The following is an 18,762-nucleotide window of genomic DNA, read 5'->3' as shown; positions in this document are numbered from 1 at the left end:
ACAAGAACCTGTGAGTAGATAGATATTTATATTATCAAAAGCATACTCGTTGAAGTAGGAATGAAACATGGAAGTTTATAACTTTTTATAAGTTTTCAGTAACGGATAGAAGATATGGGCAATTTATATGATGAAAAGGAATGGGAAGCAATCATCGAAGCGGTTCTGTTTACCATGGGCAGATCTGTGGAGCTAAAACAGCTGGCTGTGGCTATCGGCCAGAGCGAAGAGATTGCGAAGCGCGTGGTTTTACATCTGCAGAAGCGCTGCGAGGAAGAAAAGCGCGGCATGCGGATTCTGGAGCTGGAAAACGCCTACCAGATGTGCACCTGCGCAGATTATTATGAGAACCTGATCCGGGTGGCGGCAGCCCCGAAAAAGCATGTGCTGACAGACGTCATCATGGAGACGCTGTCCATTATCGCCTACCGGCAGCCGGTGACCAAGATGGAGATCGGCAAGATCCGCGGTGTCAATTCCGACCATGCGGTAAACCGTCTGGTGGAATACGGACTGGTGTATGAGGCGGGAAGACTGGACGCTCCGGGACGTCCGGCATTGTTTGCGACTACAGAAGAGTTTCTGCGCCGGTTCGGCGTCAGCTCCATGGTGGATCTTCCTACCATGAACCCGGAACAGGAGGAGGAAATCATCCAGGAGGTAGAAGAGGAGCTGCAGATGAGGCTTGGCGCGCAGGAAGAAGATGGCAGCAATCCGGTCTCTATGTCAGACGCAGTCGGGGAAGTGCTGAAAGAGCGCAATGAAGATATAGAAGAATACGAAGAAAAAGAGGAATCAGAGCATGCAGAAGATCAGAATTAAATATTTTCACGACGATATGGAAAAATTAACCTATATTGACGGTAAATCCGACTGGATTGACCTTCGGGCAGCAGAGGATGTAGAGCTGAAGGCCGGTGAGTTTAAGCTGGTGCCGCTTGGCGTTGCCATGGAGCTGCCAAAGGGCTATGAGGCCCACGTGGTTCCGCGAAGCAGCACCTACAAAAACTTCGGTATCATCCAGACCAACCATATGGGAGTCATCGATGAAAGCTACTGCGGAGACAACGACCAGTGGTTCTTCCCGGCCTATGCGCTCCGCGACACAAAGATCAGCAGGGGAGACCGCATCTGCCAGTTCCGCATTATGGAGCATCAGCCTGCTATCTTATTCGAAGAAACCGATTCCCTGGATCATGAGGACCGGGGCGGTATCGGAAGTACCGGAAGAAGGTAAGGAACATGGAGAAGAGACAGAACACAGAACGGCGCACAAGTGCCTACTCTCCGGTGCGTGCAAGGCAGATCGCACGTCGCCGCAGACAGCGCATAAGGCGCCGCCGCCGGATGATGGCTGCTTTTGTAGCCGTGGTGCTGCTTGCCGGAGGCGGAGCCTGCGGCGCACGCCAGGCATGGCTTCGCGGGCAGCGTCAGGAATATGCAGAGCAGGGCCTTGCGTATCTGGAAAGCCAGGATTATGCCCAGGCTGTCACAGCCTTTGATGACGCCATTGCGCTGGCTCATGGCCGCATCGGTGCCTTTGAAAGCCAGATGCTTTTATACCGGGCAGAGGCTCAGTACAGAAGCGGAGATTATCAGTCTGCGCTTGCCTCCTACGAGACGCTTTACGCAAAGGATGAGAGCAATGAAGCCTGTAAGACCGGCCTTTCCCTCTGCCTGTTGGAGACGGGAGATTATGACCGCGCAAAGAGCCTTGGCGTGATCCTGGGGCAGGTATACAGCCGCATCGCAAGGGATCAGATCAATGCCGGTCAGTATGACGAAGCCTTAAGCACCATCGACACCGGTCTTGCAGAAGCGGGCGCAGACGATGTGGGACGGGAAGAGCTGACCTTTAATCAGGCGGTGGCCTGGGAATATAAGGGCGACTACAAAAAAGCCCTGGAGATCCTGGAAAGCTACGACCAGAAATACACAGCAGAAGGAAACGCAGCCCGGGAGCTGGCATTTTTAAAAACCCGTCAGGGCAACCATTAGGAGAAATATATGGCAGAATTATTTGATATGAAAGAACTGGAGGAGCGGGTCATTCTCATTGCCGTCAGCACGGACGATGAAGACGACACCCGTGCCTCCCTGGACGAGCTGGAAGAGCTGGTAAAGACCGCAGGCGGCATTACCGCAGACAAAATGATCCAGAACCGCGAGCGCATTCATCCCGGCACTTATCTCGGCAAGGGAAAAATTGATGAAGTCCGGGAACGCATCTGGGAACTTCAGGCCACCGGCGTAGTCTGTGACGATGAGCTTTCTCCGGCGCAGCTTCGAAACCTGGAGGATGCGCTGGATACCAAGGTCATGGACCGTACTATGGTCATTCTTGATATTTTCGCGTCCCGCGCAACCACCAGTGAAGGTAAGATCCAGGTAGAGCTGGCGCAGTTAAAATACCGCGCCGCAAGGCTGGTGGGCCTGCGAAGCTCCCTGTCCCGTCTTGGCGGCGGTATCGGTACCAGAGGACCGGGTGAGAAAAAGCTGGAGATGGACCGCCGTCTCATCCATGAGCGCATCGGACAGTTAAAATCGGAGCTGGAGGAGGTAAAACGTCACCGTGACGTGATCCGCAAACAGCGCGAGAAGGCCCACACTCCGGTGGCAGCGATCGTCGGCTACACCAACGCGGGCAAATCTACCCTGTTAAACCGTCTGACCGATGCAGGCATTCTGGCAGAGGACAAGCTTTTCGCAACCCTGGATCCCACCACCCGCAATCTGGAGCTGGAGAGCGGGCAGCAGATCATGCTGACAGATACGGTCGGCTTTATCCGCAAGCTGCCGCATCATCTGATCGAGGCATTTAAGAGTACCCTGGAGGAAGCAAAGTACAGTGACATCATCCTGCATGTGGTGGATTGCTCCAATCCAAACATGGATATGCAGATGCATGTGGTGTACGAGACTCTGCGGGAGCTGAAGGTGGAGGACAAGATCATCGTCACCGTGTTCAACAAGATCGATCAGAAGGAAGACGGCGAGTTCCCGAGAGATCTCCAGTCTGACTATCAGGTACAGATCTCCGCAAAGACCGGAGCAGGTCTGCCGGAACTGTTAGATACGTTAGAACAGATCCTGCGCAGCCAGAAGGTCTATCTGGAGCGTGTATTCTCCTACCAGGAGGCAGGCAAGATCCAGACCATCCGCAAGTACGGTGAGCTTTTGAGCGAGGAATATCAGGCAGACGGGATTGCTGTGAAGGCATATGTTCCGGCAGAGCTGTTCGGAAGTCTGATCGTGACAGATCATTAAATCCATTAAGGAGGATCCGGTTATACCGGGTCCTCCTTTGCTTTATGCCCCATACAGCTCTCCGATCCCTGACACGGCCACATAGATATGCGAGACCTTATACCACGTCGCAAAATCCGTGACGCCGGTCGGGGGCAGGCCGAAGATGGACTGGAACTCCCGCACGGCAGCGGCGGTGGCCGGTCCGTAGATGCCGTCTGCCGCAACGCGCGGGATGGCGGTGTAGACTGTGGCGATCGCATCCAGCTGCTCCTGAAGCTGCCGGACCTTCTGGCCGGAGGCGCCGATCGTTAAGTCATAGCCGGGCCAGGAGGACGGAATCCCGGCAATCTCCTCTGCCGTGTTAATATACAGACTGTCCCCATAATAATGGCGCAGGATCTCAATGGGACTGTAGCCGCGCTCTCCCAGGGAGCAGGAGCCCCACTGGGTCATCCAGCCCCGATTCAGACACTGCACCTGCCTGCCGTCACAGTACTGGGTCAGGATGGGCTGGCGTACGCCCGGGCGGGACAGGTAGTTGTCAAAAATCTCATCCACAATGACGGAGATGCTTTCATAAATATTGCGTCCGGGGATCCACTTATGGTCAAAGGCCGTGGAGGAGGTAATGGTAAAGTCATAGCCGCGGTTCCTGTAATGCTCTGTGTAGACCCGATTCAGCGTAAAACTCATGATGGCCAGGACATTGGCTGTGATGGAAGCCTGGGGCCAGGTGGCGTAGATCTCGCTGGAGGCCACATTTTTGATGTAATCCCGGTAGGGCACGTAATAATCCCTGGCATTTGCTGTGGGCGGCCCGTCATGGACCACGATGGTCTGGGGGACCACCACGCGGCTTAACACGATCTCGCCGCTTTCCTTAACCGGCTGGATCTCGGTCTCCGCGATCTTGGGCGGATAACTGCCGTACAGGGTATGCTCCGGGATCACAATAGGATTCTCCTCGGGCATGCTGTCGCTTTCCGGCTCCAGCCGTACCGGCTGGATGGCGGTGACCTCAGGCAGCACCTCGGTCCCTTCGATCGTGGCCGACCGAAAGCCCGGTGCCTCCACGGTAATGTTGTAATCGGCATAGGGCCGGTTTTCATCCGGGCGCAGACTGTATTCTAACGGAGGCGCTGCAAGGCTGACCTCCCCGGTCTGGCCGGAGGCATTGGTGGTAAGCTGCTCCGGCGAAGCAGAAGGCTCACCGGAACGGGTGATGATAACTCTGGCGTTCTGGATCGGAAAGTTATTCTGGACATTGACAACATAGACCTGGAGAAGGCCGCTTGAGGACAGCTTTCCCGGGATACTGCGGATGCTTGCGGGCATAGGAGGACTCCTTAAAAATGAAAAATCGCTTATCATGACAGGATATGCGAAGAAATAGAAAAAGGTGCGCTGTGACGGAAAAAATCACAAAACTGCCATAACAAAAAATAAGAAAGTATAAAAATAAATCAGCTTGCATAACATTGGTATATCATGTATAATTCTATCAATTTGGGCGGACGTCAGTGTATACAATATTGTGATGCAATTCCTTGCGAGTCCCCCAAAAATCAACCTATAAATAATACGGATGAAAGAAAGGATAGGTACTCCCCCATGAAAGCATTTCTTATTCTGGAAGATGGCACCGTGTTCGAGGGAACCAGCATCGGTTCTACCCGCGAGGTCATCAGCGAAATCGTATTCAATACCTCTATGACCGGTTATCTGGAGGTTCTGACCGACCCGTCTTACGCAGGACAGGCCGTCGTTATGACTTACCCGCTGATCGGCAACTATGGTATTTGTTATGAGGATATGGAGTCTGACAGACCATGGCCGGACGGATATATTGTCCGCGAGCTGTCCCGCATTCCAAGCAATTTCCGCAGTGAGGATACCATTCAGAATTTCCTCGAGAAATATGACATCCCGGGAATTAGCGGCGTAGATACCCGTGCGCTCACCAAGATTTTACGTGAGAAGGGCACCATGAACGGCATGATCACCACCAGAGAGTATGATGATTTGACCGACCCAATCGCCCGCATGCATGCATACACCGTGACCGGAGTGGTTAAGAAAACCTCCTGCAAAGAAAAGTATATCCTTCCGGCGTCCGATGCATTTGAGAAGCCGATCAAAAAAGTAGCGCTTCTCGATCTTGGAGCAAAGCGCAACATCGCCCGTTCCCTGGCACAGCGTGGCTGCGAAGTCACCATTTATCCCTGTGATACAACTGCAGAAGAAATCCTCGCATCCAGCCCGGATGGCATCATGCTGTCCAACGGCCCGGGAGATCCGAAGGAAAACGTTGAGATCATCAAAGAAATCCGCAAGCTGTACGAGTCCGATGTGCCGATCTTTGCAATCTGCCTTGGACACCAGCTTATGGCACTGGCAACCGGAGCCGACACCTTCAAATTAAAATACGGCCACCGCGGCGGCAACCATCCGGTTAAGGATGCAGAGACCGGACGCGCCATCATCTCATCCCAGAACCACGGCTACGCAGTGGATCCGGAGAGCCTGGACCCGGCCGTTGCCGTACCGGCATTCACCAATGTCAACGACGGAACCAACGAAGGCCTCAAATACGTCGGAAAGAACATCTTCACCGTGCAGTACCATCCGGAAGCCTGCCCGGGACCGCAGGACTCCGCTTACCTGTTCGACCGCTTTATTAACATGATGGGAGGAAATCACTAATGCCAAAGAATCCTGATATTAAGAAAGTACTCGTGCTTGGCTCCGGCCCGATCGTCATCGGCCAGGCAGCTGAATTTGACTACGCCGGAACCCAGGCCTGCCGTTCCTTAAAGGAAGAGGGCATCGAGGTTGTTCTGTTAAACTCCAACCCGGCAACCATTATGACCGATAAAGACATTGCAGACCGCGTATACATTGAGCCGCTGACCCTGGAAGTGGTAGAACAGCTCATCAAAAAAGAAAAACCGGACAGCGTGCTTCCGACCCTGGGCGGCCAGGCAGGCTTAAACCTTGCCATGGAGCTCGAGGAGGCAGGCTTCTTAAAAGAAAATAACGTCCGCCTCATCGGTACCACCGCGCTGACCATCAAAAAGGCCGAGGACCGTGAGATGTTCAAGGAGACCATGGAGAAGATCGGCGAGCCGGTTGCTCCGTCTGACATCATCGAGAACGTAGAGGATGGTCTGCGCATCGCAGACAAGATCGGTTACCCGATCGTGCTTCGTCCGGCATACACCCTGGGCGGAAGCGGCGGCGGTATTGCCGAGAACCCGGAGCAGTGCCGTGAGATCCTGGAAAACGGCCTGCGTCTTTCTCGTGTAGGTCAGGTTCTGGTAGAGCGCTGCATCGCAGGCTGGAAGGAGATCGAGTACGAGGTAATGCGCGACAGCGCAGGCAACGTGATCACCGTCTGCAACATGGAAAACCTGGACCCGGTCGGCGTCCATACCGGCGACAGCATCGTAGTGGCTCCGTCCCAGACTCTGGGCGACAAGGAGTACCAGATGCTGCGTACCTCCGCGTTAAACATCATCAGCGAGCTGGGCATCACCGGCGGCTGCAACGTACAGTACGCCCTGCACCCGACCAGCTTTGAGTACTGTGTTATCGAGGTAAACCCGCGTGTGAGCCGTTCCTCCGCGCTGGCCTCCAAGGCAACCGGATACCCGATCGCAAAGGTAGCAGCAAAGATCGCCCTGGGCTACACCCTCGACGAGATCAAAAATGCCGTTACCAAGAAAACCTACGCAAGCTTCGAGCCGATGTTAGACTACTGCGTAGTCAAGATGCCGAGACTTCCGTTCGATAAATTCATCAGCGCAAAGCGTACCCTGGGAACCCAGATGAAGGCAACCGGTGAGGTCATGAGCATCTGCACCAACTTCGAGGGCGCTCTCATGAAGGCTATCCGTTCCCTGGAGCAGCATGTAGATTGCCTGCTTTCCTACGACTTTACCGGACTGAGCCATGACGAGCTGATCGATCAGCTGCACGTAGTCGATGACCGCCGTATCTGGGTCATTGCGGAAGCGCTGCGCCGCGGCATTTCCTATGAAGAAATTCATGCCATCACCAAGATCGACCACTGGTTTATTGACAAGCTGGCCATCATCGTGGAGATGGAGAATGCCTTAAAGAACGGCCCGCTGACTCCGGAGCTCTTAAAGGAAGCAAAGCGCATCGAGTTCCCGGACAATGTCATTTCCAGACTGACCGGCGTGAGCCAGGATGAGATCAAGTCCATGCGCCATGCAAACAATATCCGCGCCGCTTACAAGATGGTAGATACCTGCGCGGCAGAGTTCGCGGCTGAGACACCGTATTACTACTCCTGCTTTGACGGCATCAGCGAGGTAGAAGAGGAGCATGCAAAGAAAAAGGTTCTGGTTCTCGGCTCCGGCCCGATTCGTATCGGCCAGGGTATCGAGTTCGACTTCTGTTCCGTACACAGCACCTGGGCCTTTTCCAAGGAAGGCTATGAGACCATCATCGTCAACAACAACCCGGAGACCGTAAGTACCGACTTCGATATCGCGGATAAGCTGTATTTTGAGCCGCTGACCCCGGAGGATGTGGAAAGCATCGTCGACATTGAAAAGCCGGACGGCGCAGTTGTACAGTTCGGCGGACAGACCGCGATCAAGCTGACTGAATCCCTCATGAAGATGGGCGTGCCGATCCTTGGTACCGCGGCAGAGGATGTGGATGCAGCCGAGGACCGTGAGCTCTTTGATGAGATCCTGGAAAAATGCCAGATCCCGAGACCGGCAGGCCATACTGTATTCACCGCGGAAGAGGCAAAGAAGGCAGCCAACGACCTGGGCTATCCGGTTCTGGTAAGACCGTCCTACGTTCTGGGCGGCCAGGGCATGCAGATCTGCATCAGCGACAACGATATTGACGAGTTCATCGGCATCATCAACCAGATCGCCCAGGATCATCCGATCCTCGTCGACAAATACATTGTCGGTAAGGAGATCGAGGTCGATGCCGTATGTGACGGTACCGACATCCTGATCCCTGGTATCATGGAGCACATTGAGCGCACCGGCGTTCACTCTGGCGACAGTATCTCCGTATACCCGGCACCGAGCATCACACCCGCGGTCGAGGCAAAGCTTGTAGATTACACCGAAAAGCTGGCCCGGGCCCTTCATGTCAGGGGCATGATCAACATCCAGTTCATCGTGTCAGACGGCGAGGTTTACATCATCGAGGTAAACCCACGTTCCTCCAGAACCGTGCCGTACATCAGCAAGGTAACCGGAATCCCGATCGTACCGCTGGCAACTCAGGTGATCTGTGGACATACCTTAAAGGAGCTTGGCTACGAGCCGGGTCTGCAGAAGAAGGCAGACTACATCGCCATCAAGATGCCGGTATTCTCCTTTGAGAAGATCCGCGGCGCGGATATCAGCCTTGGACCGGAGATGAAATCCACCGGTGAGTGTCTGGGTATCGCAAATACCTTCAACGAGGCACTGTACAAGGCCTTTGAGGGCGCAGGACTGAAGCTGCCGAAGCACAAAAACATGATTATCACCGTCCGCGATTCCGAGAAGGAAAACGTGGTTCCGATCGCAAAACGCTTCCAGAACGTCGGCTACAAGATCTTTGCCACCCGCGGCACCGCGAAGTACTTAAATGAGAACGGCGTGAAGGCCCTGACCGTGCGCAAGCTTGAGCAGGAATCCCCGAACATCATGGACCTGATCCTGGGTCATGAGATCGATTTGGTCATCGATATTCCGCAGCAGGGCGCAGAGAGAAGCCGCGACGGATTTGTCATCCGCCGTAACGCCATCGAGACCGGCGTGCATGTGCTCACAAGCCTTGACACCGCAGCAGCCCTGGCAACCAGCCTTGAAAACCGCGCGAAGGAGCTGACCCTGATCGACATCGCAAAGGTGAAGCCGGTAACCTACAGCGGCATTGAGCGCGTAGAGAAATTCCTGCAGGATGCAGGCACCTACTACCTGGCAACCACAGAGGGCGATCAGCCGCGCGTACGCCCGTTCGGCACCGCGCATATCTACGAGGGCAGACTCTACATCCAGACCGGAAAGGTGAAGGATGTTTCCAAGCAGCTGCATGCAAACCCGAAGGCAGAGCTCACGGCATTCAAGGATGGTGAGTGGATCCGCGTAGCGGGCGAGCTGGTAGAGGATGACAGCAGAGCAGCCCGGGAGTCTATGCTGAATGCATACCCGACCTTACGGAGCATGTACTCCGAGGATGACGGAAACACCGAGGTATTCTATTTCAAACACGCAAAAGCAACCATTTCCGCGTTTACACACGGACCGGAAGTGATTGAGTTCTAAATAGTATAAGAGAAGCCGGTTCCATGTGTTGGGGCGGCTTCTTTTACATTTCAGATGTGTTTGGAAATTTCCAATTCGAGAGTTGTTAGCGCATCGAAATCATGGTACAATACGTGTGTGTACGTATTAAACAGTGAATGGAGATTAGCATGTCAATTAAGAAAATTCAGTTGGAAAATTTTACTGTGTTTGAAAAACTAAGTGTTGATTTTACAACAGGAATTAATGTGTTTATTGGAGAAAATGGTATGGGGAAGACCCATGTTATGAAGCTTTTGTACAGTGCCTGCCGAGCTGCGAAACATGATGTGTCATTTTCAAATAAAACGGTAAGAGTGTTTTATCCAGATAAATCCAGCATTCAGCGTCTGGTACGCCGGAAAAATGCGGGAGGCTCAGCTAATGTGAAAATTCAAACAGAAAATTCCTCCATTGCCATGTCTTTTACCACACAAACGAGAAGATGGGATGCCATTGTAAAAAACGAAGAAGCATGGGAACGCCAAAATGATGGGTTAGAGAGCGTGTTTATTCCGGCTAAGGAAATTCTTTCTAATGCCTACAATCTTCATGAGGCAGCTTCAAGAGGAAATATTGAATTTGATGATACATATTTGGATATCATCGCTTCAGCACGTGTTGATATTTCTGTAGGAAAAGACAGTGCAAGAAAGAAAAAATATTTGGACAAACTACAGAAAATCAACAAGGGTAAAGTGTTTGTGGAAGAAGATCGATTTTATTTAAAACCAGGAAATCAGGCAAAAATCGAATTTAATCTTGTGGCGGAAGGTATTCGGAAAATTGCACTTTTGTGGCAGCTGATCAAGAATGGAACATTGGAAAAAGGTTCTGTTTTATTTTGGGATGAGCCTGAAGCCAATATTAATCCAATCCATATCCCGGTAATTGCGGAAATGCTGCTTATGCTGCAGCGCGATGGCGTTCAGGTGTTCGTTTCAACACATGATTATTTTCTGACCAGATATCTGGAGGTGAAACGCTGCGAGTCAGATGTTGTGTCATTTTATTCTTTTTATAGAGAAGAAGAGGATGGTATGATAGAGTGCGAAAAAGCAGATGAATTTGCAGCACTGGATCACAATGCTATTTTATCAACATTTCGCCAGCTGTACAGAGAAGAGATAGGAGTGGCGCTGACTTGATTATAAACGAATCAGAGATGAATTTTGGAGATTATGCTCCGGAACGTGTATTCCAAATAGAAAATTCAGAACTTCATTTATCTTTTCCTTCTGGAACAAGGACTGTAGAATTTGTGCTATTAAGGAAAAATAATTGTCTTTTATTTGTAGAGGCGAAAACCTCATGCCCTAATGCAGCAAATCGCAATGAAACAGAGGATAAACAGGCGGACTTTGAAAAATTTTATTGTAAAGTTACGGACAAATTCATTGATTCCTTGCAAATGGTGCTTGCTTCCGCTGTGCGAAAAAACTTAGATACAACTGGAATGGGAAGAAAGATAAAGGAGATTGGTGATTATTCAGGAATCAAGATAAAATTCGTTCTTGTAATCAAAACAGCCGAAAATGCGGAATGGCTGAAAGGGCCGCAGGTAGAATTGGAAACTCGTTTAAAACGTTGGAAAAAGCTGTGGAAGGCAGAAGTGGTTGTTTTGAATGAAAAAATGGCAGAAGAGTTAGGCCTGTTAGTGCCAGGAAGTAATTGAGTTCTAACAAAAATATATCTTACTGCATCAAAAAAAGAACAAGGCATTTGAACAGAAAATTTGACTGCCTTGTTCTTGTTTTTTATGCATAATTTACATAGTATCCGGAAACCCTTGTGCTAAATCACCAAAAATGCGTGGGGGGGGGTAAAATGATCTGAGACTATATGTATAGAATAACATTAAATCGCATATTTCGACAAAAAATAGCGCAAGGATGCCACTAAATTGACAAAAAACGGCATGCGAGATAGAATAACTACCATGATGGGAAAAAATTCTATCATTATGATTCTGCCGGAAATATAACAGGCTTTCTGCCTGGCAGGCAGGAAAAGGGGGGATACATGCGTTCAATGTATCAGACATTCTATGAATGAGCACGGGATCATCGATGTACACGCCCACATTATTCCGGGAGTGGATGACGGTTCCCGTTCCATGGGAGAATCCATACGGCTTTTAAAGCACGCGGCGGAGCAGGGAATATGCGGAGTCATTGCCACCCCGCATTACAGCAGGCAAAAGAGCAGGCAGGTCTATCAGGACCGCTTCGAAGAGCTGAAGCAATACGTTGCAAAAAGTATTCCCGGCTTTTCACTCTGGCTTGGCCAGGAAACCTATTATCACGACGAGCTTCTGGAAAGCCTGCGGCACGGACATGCGATCCCCTATGAAAGCGGCAGACATGTGCTCATAGAGTTTTCTCCGGACGTTGCGTATAGCCGCATGTTTCAGGGACTTCGAAATATCAGCGCCTGCGGTTATGTGCCGGTGGTGGCGCATGTGGAACGCTACGCCTGCATGCGGAAGCATTCACTGGAGGAATTAAAGGCCATTGGATGCATGCTCCAGATGAACTATGACAGCCTGAAAGGGCTGGCAATCCAGCCTGATGTGCGCTGGTGCCGCACGCAGATCCGAAAAGAGCAGATCGACCTTCTTGGAACGGACATGCACCGCATGAGTTACCGTCCGCCTGAAATCCGGGAGGCCATTCACTGGCTTAAGAAAAACACCAGCCCGGAATATCTTGAGAAGCTTACCCGGACCAACCCGGAAAAGCTCATTCAGCTATAAACGTCATCTTAGCAGACTAATCTTTTTAACCCGAAAGACAAGAAACATTTTATAAGGAAAACAGACAAATGAATAACGAAATCAACAGACGAGATAACAACGACGACGAGATTGACCTTCTCCAGCTGTTCCAGGCACTGCGGCAGCGCTGGCTGGCCATTCTGGCAGCCATGATACTGTTCGGCGGGATTGCCGGAGCCGGAAGTAAGCTTTTGCTGACTCCGCAGTATACCTCCCAGACAATGGTATATATCTTATCTAAGGAAACAACGCTGACTTCCCTTGCTGACCTGCAGATAGGCAGCCAGCTGACGAAGGACTATTCCGTTGTAGTGACAAGCCGTCCGGTTATGGAGGATGTGATCGCGAACCTGAAGCTGGACATGAGCTACGAACAGCTTCGTAGCTGCATCCAGACAAACAACCCGGCAGATACCCGTATCCTGACGATTTCCGTAACCAGTCCGGATCCGGTGCTTGCCAGAGATATCGCAGATAACGTGGCAGAGGTTTCCTCCCGCTACATCGGCAATATCATGGAGATGATCCCGCCGAAAATCATTGAGCGGGCTGTTGTGGCAGACCACAAGACCAGCCCGAGCAACGCGAAAAACGCGGTTCTCGGCGCACTGCTTGGCGCGGTCCTTGTATGCGGCATCACCGTTTTGGAAACCCTGTTAAATGACACCGTTCAGACAGAGGAGGACGTAGCCCAGTATCTTGGACTCAGTGTCCTGGCTTCCGTTCCGCTCCGTGAGGAGGAGAAAAAGGAAGGCAAGGCAAAGCAAAACGCGAAGGCGCTTCGCACCAGCCGGTTATTTGGCGGAAAGGAGAGAAAGTAATGGGCAGACAGAGTATTGAGATTCAGATCAAAAATACGGATGATTACGGATACAACGAAGCCCTGAAAACGCTTCGTACCAACCTGCAGTTTTGCGGCAGCAATATCCACACCATCATGTTTACCAGCTCCGTCCCGGATGAGGGAAAGAGCGATATTGCCTTTTCCACCGCATCGGCCCTGGCCCAGATCGGTAAAAAAGTCCTTCTGGTGGATGCCGATATCCGCAAATCTGTTCTGGCAACCCGCTTCCAGCTCAAGCAGAAGGTGGATGGCCTTTCCCAGTACTTAAGCGGACAGAAGGCTTTAGCGGATGTCATCTATGACACCAACTATGAGAATCTCAGCATGGTGCTGGCCGGTCCGTACGCGCCGAATCCGGCAGAGCTTCTGGAAGAGGAGCTGTTCGCGGAGCTTCTGGCATACGGCCGGGAAAACTACGATTATGTGATCGTGGACACTCCGCCGATCGGCAGCGTGATCGATGGCGCCATTGTGGCCAGAAAGTGCGACGGAGTCGTGCTGGTCATTGAAAGCGGAGCCATCAGCTACCGTCTGGAGCAGCGTGTCAAGGAACAGTTGGAGCGTTCCGGCTGCCGTATCCTGGGCGTGGTACTGAACAAGGTGGAAACCACCCCGGGCAGCTACTACCGCAAATACGGCAAGTACAAAAAATACGGAAAGTACAAGAAATATGGCCGTTATGACGGCTATTACCGGGCATCCGAATACGGTCATTACGAGTCGGAAGACATCAAAGAGCGGGACAGCAGCTACAGCAGGCTGAAAACCGGCAGATAGGAGTCTTTAGCATGAGACGCGACAAACAGGGAAAGCTTCGCAGGGCAGTCATCGGAGGCATCGTCCTGGCAGTGGCAGCAGGCGGCTGGTACAGCGTCGGACTCTACCGCAACAAAAGGGCGGTTGAAGCCATGATCGCGGAGCGCCGCAGGCAGGAAGCCCAGGCGCAGGCCGAACGCGCAGAGAAAACAGAAGAGGCCCGGGAAGGCCGGCTTTTTGCCGGACCGGAAGAGGGCACTGTCACCTATCAGGGAAAAACCTACTGCAGAAACACTGCGGTAAAGCCAATCCTCTGCATTGGCGTGGACCGGAGCGGCTCCATGACAGAGACCACACTTTCCGGAGACGGCGGCCAGGCGGACGGCATTTTTCTGCTGGCGCAGGACACCGCCCGGAACCAGATCAAAATATTGCTGATCCCGCGCGATACCATCACGCCGATCATGAAAACAGACATCTCCTGGTCCGACAAGAACGGAACGGAACTGGGTATGGACCTGGACCACTTAAGCCTGTCCTATGCCTATGGCGATGGACGCCAGAAAAGCTGCGAGTACACCGTACAGGCGGTATCGGAGCTACTTGAGGGCTTTCCGATCCCCTATTACATGGCGGCTGACACCAGCGTGATCTCTGCTCTCAACGATGCAGTCGGCGGAGTCACCGTCACGGTACCCACCCTTGGCATGGATCAGGCAGATCCGGCCTTTGTCTTTGGTGAGAAGGTTACCCTGCAGGGCGCTCAGGCGGAACGCTTTGTCCGCTACCGCGATACCACCGTTGACAACTCCGCCATTCACCGTATGGACCAGCAGAAGGCTTACATCTCCGGCTTTTTTGAGGCGGTGCAGCAGACCTCAAAAAGCAACGGCAATATCATCAGTGACCTGTTTGACCTGACCCAGGACTATATGGTCACAAATATGCCAAAGGACCAGTACCTGAAGGTGGCACTGGATGCCCTGCAGGGCAGCGGCTTTTCGGATGACAGCTTCTGCTTTGCTCCGGGCAGCGGAACTGCAACGGAAACCTACGACGAATACTATGTCGATCAGGACGCCTTAGACCAGGTCATCCTGCAGCTGTTTTACTCAGAACAGTAAGAGCTTTCCAGCGAAAACGCTGAAAACAATATAAAAGCAATAACCAACGAAAGGGGACATGCATTATGAAAAATCGTAAACTTGTTATTTTAGGAATGGTGTGTGCACTGGCAGCTATGCCGGTTATGACATTTGGTGCAAGCACAAGTAAGTACATTCACAGCGAAAGTGACAGAGATGATTCCAGCTCTAGTTCCAACTCTGGTAGCAGTAACGGAACCAGCAGCGGGTCTACCAGTACTGTTATTACCGCAGGACAGGGTCAGACTGCACAGAATAATAATTCTGGTTCCGGTCAGACTACAACCACAATTACCAGTGGAACCATTGCACCAACGACAACCGTCGGAAATAACACAGTTACTCAGGTGATCGATACCACCAAGAACCCGACCAAAACGACTACCGATGCGGCCGGAAATGCAACTACCAATGCAAGTACCGCAACCGCCACAACCGATGGATATTACCTTGGCGTTGTAACCAACAAAACCAATGCAGCCGGAAATACGATCGCAGCCGACGCAGCCGGAAATGCAGTCATCGATGGAGTTACCGTGGGCGTTAAGAAAAAGGAGAACGGAAGCGACCTTGCTGCGTTAAGTCAGGCAGCGCAGGATAAGGTAAAGGAAATTGCCCAGAAGGGAAGCATTGACGGATTTACCGTACGCGATAGTATCTCAATCACAATGGAGAAAAACGGCGTAGCAGTCAATGAAACCAGAGTTGTTCCGGTAAAATGGAGTGCGGCACCGGTTGATGCAGCGAACATGAAAGCAGTCTGCATCCGCCCGGATGGAACAGAGGTGGCAGTTCCGATCATCAGCATCCAGAACGGCATTGTCAATATCAGCCTGACCGGTTCCGGATATATTGTCCTGCTGACCAGATAGGCAACCGTACAAAAGAACCAGGGGGGAAACTATGTATCAAAAAAATCCACAGGGATGGAGCAAGCATCTGGATTTTATGCTGCTGGATCTTGTGTGTCTTCAGTGTTCATTCCTGATCGCCTACACGATCAGAACCGGTGGCAGTATTCCGTATCTGAATGAGCATTACCGAAACCTTGCCCTGGCACTGGTCTGGATCGATCTCGGCGTCTTTATCTTCTTTACAACACTGAAAAATGTGCTGAAGCGCGGTTATTACCAGGAATTTACGAAAACGCTGAAGCATGTGATCCTGGTATTCATGCTGGCAATCCTCTTCCTGTTTTATAGCAAACGGGGAGAGGTATTTTCCCGGCTTACACTTTCCGGCATGGCAATCCTGTATCTGGCCCTGACCTATGTTGTGAGAATCTTCTGGAAAAAATATCTGATCCTTACGCGGGCAAACAGTGACAGCCGGTCTCTTCTGATCATCACGACAAAGGACATGTTGAAAACGGTGCTCCATAACATTTTAAGCTACAACTATCAGATGTTCCGTGTAGCCGGTGTAGCCGTGCTTGATGAGCATATGATCGGCACTGTGATGGAGGGCGGAGTTGAGGTGGTTGCGGATAAGGACAGCGTTGTAGAGTATGCCTGCCGGGAATGGATCGATGAAGTGTTCTTTAACCTTCCTTCCTCCGAGCCGTACCCGGACCAGCTGATGAACCAGTTTACGGAGATGGGCATTGTCGTACATATGAAGATGGCAAAGTCCTCCAACCTGATTGGCGAGAAAAAGTTTGTGGAGCGTCTGGGCTGCTACACTGTGCTGACGACCAGCATCAACTATGCTACCGCAGGGCAGTTGTTTGTAAAGCGGGCTATGGACATTCTGGGTGGCCTGGTGGGATGCATCATCACCGGAATCCTCTGCATCATTCTGGGACCATTGATCTACATACAGTCTCCGGGCCCCATTTTCTTTTCCCAGACCCGGGTCGGCAAGAATGGCAAGAAGTTCAAATTGTATAAATTCCGCAGCATGTATATGGACGCGGAGGAACGCAAGAAAGAGCTGATGAAACAGAACCGTGTCAAGGACGGCATGATGTTCAAGCTGGAATGGGATCCGCGCATCATTGGAAGTAAGATCACCAAAGACGGTACGATGAAAAAGGGAATCGGCAACCTGATCCGCGATTTCAGCCTGGATGAATTTCCGCAGTTTTTCAATGTTTTAAAGGGGGATATGAGCCTGGTGGGAACCCGGCCGCCGACCGTGGATGAATGGGAGAAATATGATCTCCACCACCGCGCCAGACTGGCAGCCAAGCCCGGCATAACCGGCATGTGGCAGGTAAGCGGTCGCAGCAACATTACAGATTTTGAAGATGTAGTAAAACTGGATACCAAGTATATTGCAGAGTGGACTATGGGATTGGATATCCGAATCCTGCTCAAGACTGTATTGGTGGTATTCAAAAAAGATGGAGCAATGTAGGCTTATCCTTGGTTTTAATCTTCGTCTGTCGGGATGTATGGGTATGGAATGGATACAAAGCAGATGCAGAACAAAATCTTCGAGGACAAGCCTGTGTGCAGAATACAATCTGCACACAGGCTTGTTCTTGTAAAAATGTGAAATATGGGAGTGTGTATGAAGAAAAAATTACGAATTGCCATGTTTGGCCACAAGCGATGGTCGAGAGAAGGCGGCGTTGAGATTGTTGTAAAGGAGCTGTGTACCCGCATGGCCCGGATGGGATGCCAGGTGACCTGCTATAACCGCTCCGGACATCATGTGAGCGGTGCGGAATATGACAGCACGGAAAAAACAGAATACCAGGGAATCCGCCAAAAGGTTGTTCCGACCATAGAGAAAAAAGGACTGGCCGCGGTAAGTTCTTCCTTTTTCGCAGCTCTCTATAGTGCTTTTGGAAGATATGATGTGGTACATATTCATGCAGAAGGTCCTGCCTTTTTCTGCTGGTTACCGAAATTATTTGGTAAGCGTGTAGTTATCACGGTACACGGCTTAGACTGGGCCCGCGAAAAATGGAAATCTGGATTTGGATCCAAATTTATCCGACAGGGTGAAAAAAATGCCGTGAAATATGCAGATGAAATCATTGTTCTGAGTAAGGGCGTGCAGAAGTATTTCTTGGAAACATACGGAAGGAAAACGTACTTTATCCCCAATGGTGTCAACAGACCGGAGATTCAGGAAGCAAAGCTGATTACGGAAAAATTCGGGCTGAAAAAAAATTCTTATATCTTGTTTCTCGGTCGTCTGGTGCCGGAGAAGGGCATTCGATATCTGGTTGAGGCCTTCAAGAATGTCAAGACAGATAAAAAGCTGGTCATCGCAGGCGGTTCCAGTGATACGGATTCCTTTATGGAGGAATTGAAAGAACTGGCGAAGGGTGACGATCGGATTCTATTTACCGGGTTTGTGCAGGGAGCAATGCTGGATGAACTGTACAGCAACGCTTATCTTTACACATTGCCGTCCGATCTGGAAGGAATGCCTCTGAGCCTGTTGGAGGTAATGAGCTATGGAAACTGCTGCCTGGTATCCGACATTCCAGAGTGCGCTGAGGTTGTGGAAGATAAGGCATTGATTTTCAAAAAGTCGAATATAGAAGACTTGCAAAAAAAACTGCAAGATGCCTGTGATTGTTCGGAAAATGTACAGGAATTTAAGAAAAACGCAGCAGATTTTATCTGTGAAAAGTACAACTGGGATGAAGTTGTAAAAGAGACGATGAAGCTGTACGAAAAATCATAAAAACATAGAAAAGAGAACAGA

The 18,762-nt window shown here is 51.1% G+C and carries 15 protein-coding genes and 1 pseudogene; 15 read left to right on the top strand and 1 reads right to left on the bottom strand.

The genetic code is table 11. The features are described 5' to 3' along the window. Positions 1–114 precede the first annotated feature (114 nt). Genes scpB through hflX form a run of 4 tightly spaced genes read left to right on the top strand, consistent with a single transcriptional unit; the run spans position 115 to position 3,267 of the window. Complete coding sequence (gene scpB / locus ACMP1L_RS09650; RefSeq protein WP_418452880.1) at positions 115–822, top strand: SMC-Scp complex subunit ScpB; 708 nt, start codon at positions 115–117, stop codon at positions 820–822. Continuing rightward, positions 803–1,237: a dUTP diphosphatase gene (locus tag ACMP1L_RS09645; RefSeq protein ID WP_118731554.1), complete on the top strand. Its 435-nt coding sequence runs from the start codon at positions 803–805 to the stop codon at positions 1,235–1,237. The genes scpB and ACMP1L_RS09645 overlap by 20 nt, the downstream gene beginning before the upstream one ends. Before the next feature lie 5 nt (positions 1,238–1,242). After that, positions 1,243–1,998, top strand: a complete 756-nt coding sequence (locus ACMP1L_RS09640; protein WP_418452878.1) for a tetratricopeptide repeat protein — start codon at positions 1,243–1,245, stop codon at positions 1,996–1,998. Positions 1,999–2,007: 9 nt separating this feature from the next. After that, positions 2,008–3,267: a GTPase HflX gene (gene hflX, locus ACMP1L_RS09635; RefSeq protein ID WP_373243034.1), complete on the top strand. Its 1,260-nt coding sequence runs from the start codon at positions 2,008–2,010 to the stop codon at positions 3,265–3,267. Positions 3,268–3,309: 42 nt separating this feature from the next. Here the strand turns inward: hflX and ACMP1L_RS09630 are convergent, their stop codons facing one another. Next, positions 3,310–4,584 (bottom strand): peptidoglycan-binding protein, encoded by a 1,275-nt coding sequence (locus ACMP1L_RS09630; protein WP_418452877.1) that lies wholly within the window; start codon positions 4,582–4,584, stop codon positions 3,310–3,312. A 276-nt stretch (positions 4,585–4,860) separates the two neighbouring features. Between ACMP1L_RS09630 and ACMP1L_RS09625 the strand changes: the two genes are divergently transcribed. The 11 genes and pseudogenes from ACMP1L_RS09625 to ACMP1L_RS09575 all read left to right on the top strand — a co-directional run bounded on the left by ACMP1L_RS09625 (position 4,861) and on the right by ACMP1L_RS09575 (position 18,741). Beyond that, positions 4,861–5,952: a carbamoyl phosphate synthase small subunit gene (locus tag ACMP1L_RS09625; RefSeq protein WP_177304066.1), complete on the top strand. Its 1,092-nt coding sequence runs from the start codon at positions 4,861–4,863 to the stop codon at positions 5,950–5,952. Next, positions 5,952–9,146 (top strand): annotated as a pseudogene (gene carB / locus ACMP1L_RS09620) (carbamoyl-phosphate synthase large subunit); the annotation flags it as partial. The gene ACMP1L_RS09625 and the pseudogene carB, both read left to right, overlap by 1 nt. 560 nt (positions 9,147–9,706) lie before the next feature. Then, entirely contained in the window at positions 9,707–10,723 is a 1,017-nt protein-coding gene (locus tag ACMP1L_RS09615; protein WP_177304064.1) for an AAA family ATPase, read from the top strand. After that, positions 10,720–11,250: a hypothetical protein gene (locus tag ACMP1L_RS09610; protein WP_177304063.1), complete on the top strand. Its 531-nt coding sequence runs from the start codon at positions 10,720–10,722 to the stop codon at positions 11,248–11,250. Before ACMP1L_RS09615 ends, ACMP1L_RS09610 begins: the two co-directional genes overlap by 4 nt. Positions 11,251–11,622: 372 nt before the next feature. Further along, positions 11,623–12,330: a CpsB/CapC family capsule biosynthesis tyrosine phosphatase gene (locus ACMP1L_RS09605; RefSeq protein WP_418452873.1), complete on the top strand. Its 708-nt coding sequence runs from the start codon at positions 11,623–11,625 to the stop codon at positions 12,328–12,330. A 68-nt stretch (positions 12,331–12,398) separates the two neighbouring features. Next, the gene (locus tag ACMP1L_RS09600; protein ID WP_418452872.1) at positions 12,399–13,172 is read left to right on the top strand and encodes a YveK family protein; all 774 of its coding nucleotides are present in this window, start codon (positions 12,399–12,401) and stop codon (positions 13,170–13,172) included. Further along, positions 13,172–13,972, top strand: a complete 801-nt coding sequence (locus ACMP1L_RS09595) for a CpsD/CapB family tyrosine-protein kinase (RefSeq protein ID WP_177303534.1) — start codon at positions 13,172–13,174, stop codon at positions 13,970–13,972. The genes ACMP1L_RS09600 and ACMP1L_RS09595 overlap by 1 nt, the downstream gene beginning before the upstream one ends. Before the next feature lie 11 nt (positions 13,973–13,983). Beyond that, a complete protein-coding gene (locus ACMP1L_RS09590; RefSeq protein WP_418452871.1) occupies positions 13,984–15,075 on the top strand; it encodes an LCP family protein in 1,092 nt (363 codons plus the stop codon). Between the two features lie 65 nt (positions 15,076–15,140). Then, positions 15,141–15,968: a hypothetical protein gene (locus ACMP1L_RS09585; RefSeq protein WP_418452870.1), complete on the top strand. Its 828-nt coding sequence runs from the start codon at positions 15,141–15,143 to the stop codon at positions 15,966–15,968. A gap of 31 nt (positions 15,969–15,999) precedes the next feature. Further along, positions 16,000–17,454, top strand: coding sequence for a sugar transferase (locus ACMP1L_RS09580; protein WP_418452869.1), 1,455 nt, complete (start codon positions 16,000–16,002; stop codon positions 17,452–17,454). A 156-nt stretch (positions 17,455–17,610) separates the two neighbouring features. Further along, positions 17,611–18,741 carry a glycosyltransferase family 4 protein gene (locus ACMP1L_RS09575; protein ID WP_418452867.1) on the top strand — a complete coding sequence of 377 codons (1,131 nt, stop codon included), beginning with the start codon at positions 17,611–17,613 and terminating at the stop codon, positions 18,739–18,741. Positions 18,742–18,762 lie beyond the last annotated feature (21 nt).

Source organism: Ventrimonas sp., assembly GCF_048380235.1.
GTDB lineage: Bacteria > Bacillota > Clostridia > Lachnospirales > Lachnospiraceae > Brotaphodocola.
Note: the sequence above shows the minus strand (reverse complement) of the source record. Positions and strands in the feature narration are given on the sequence as shown.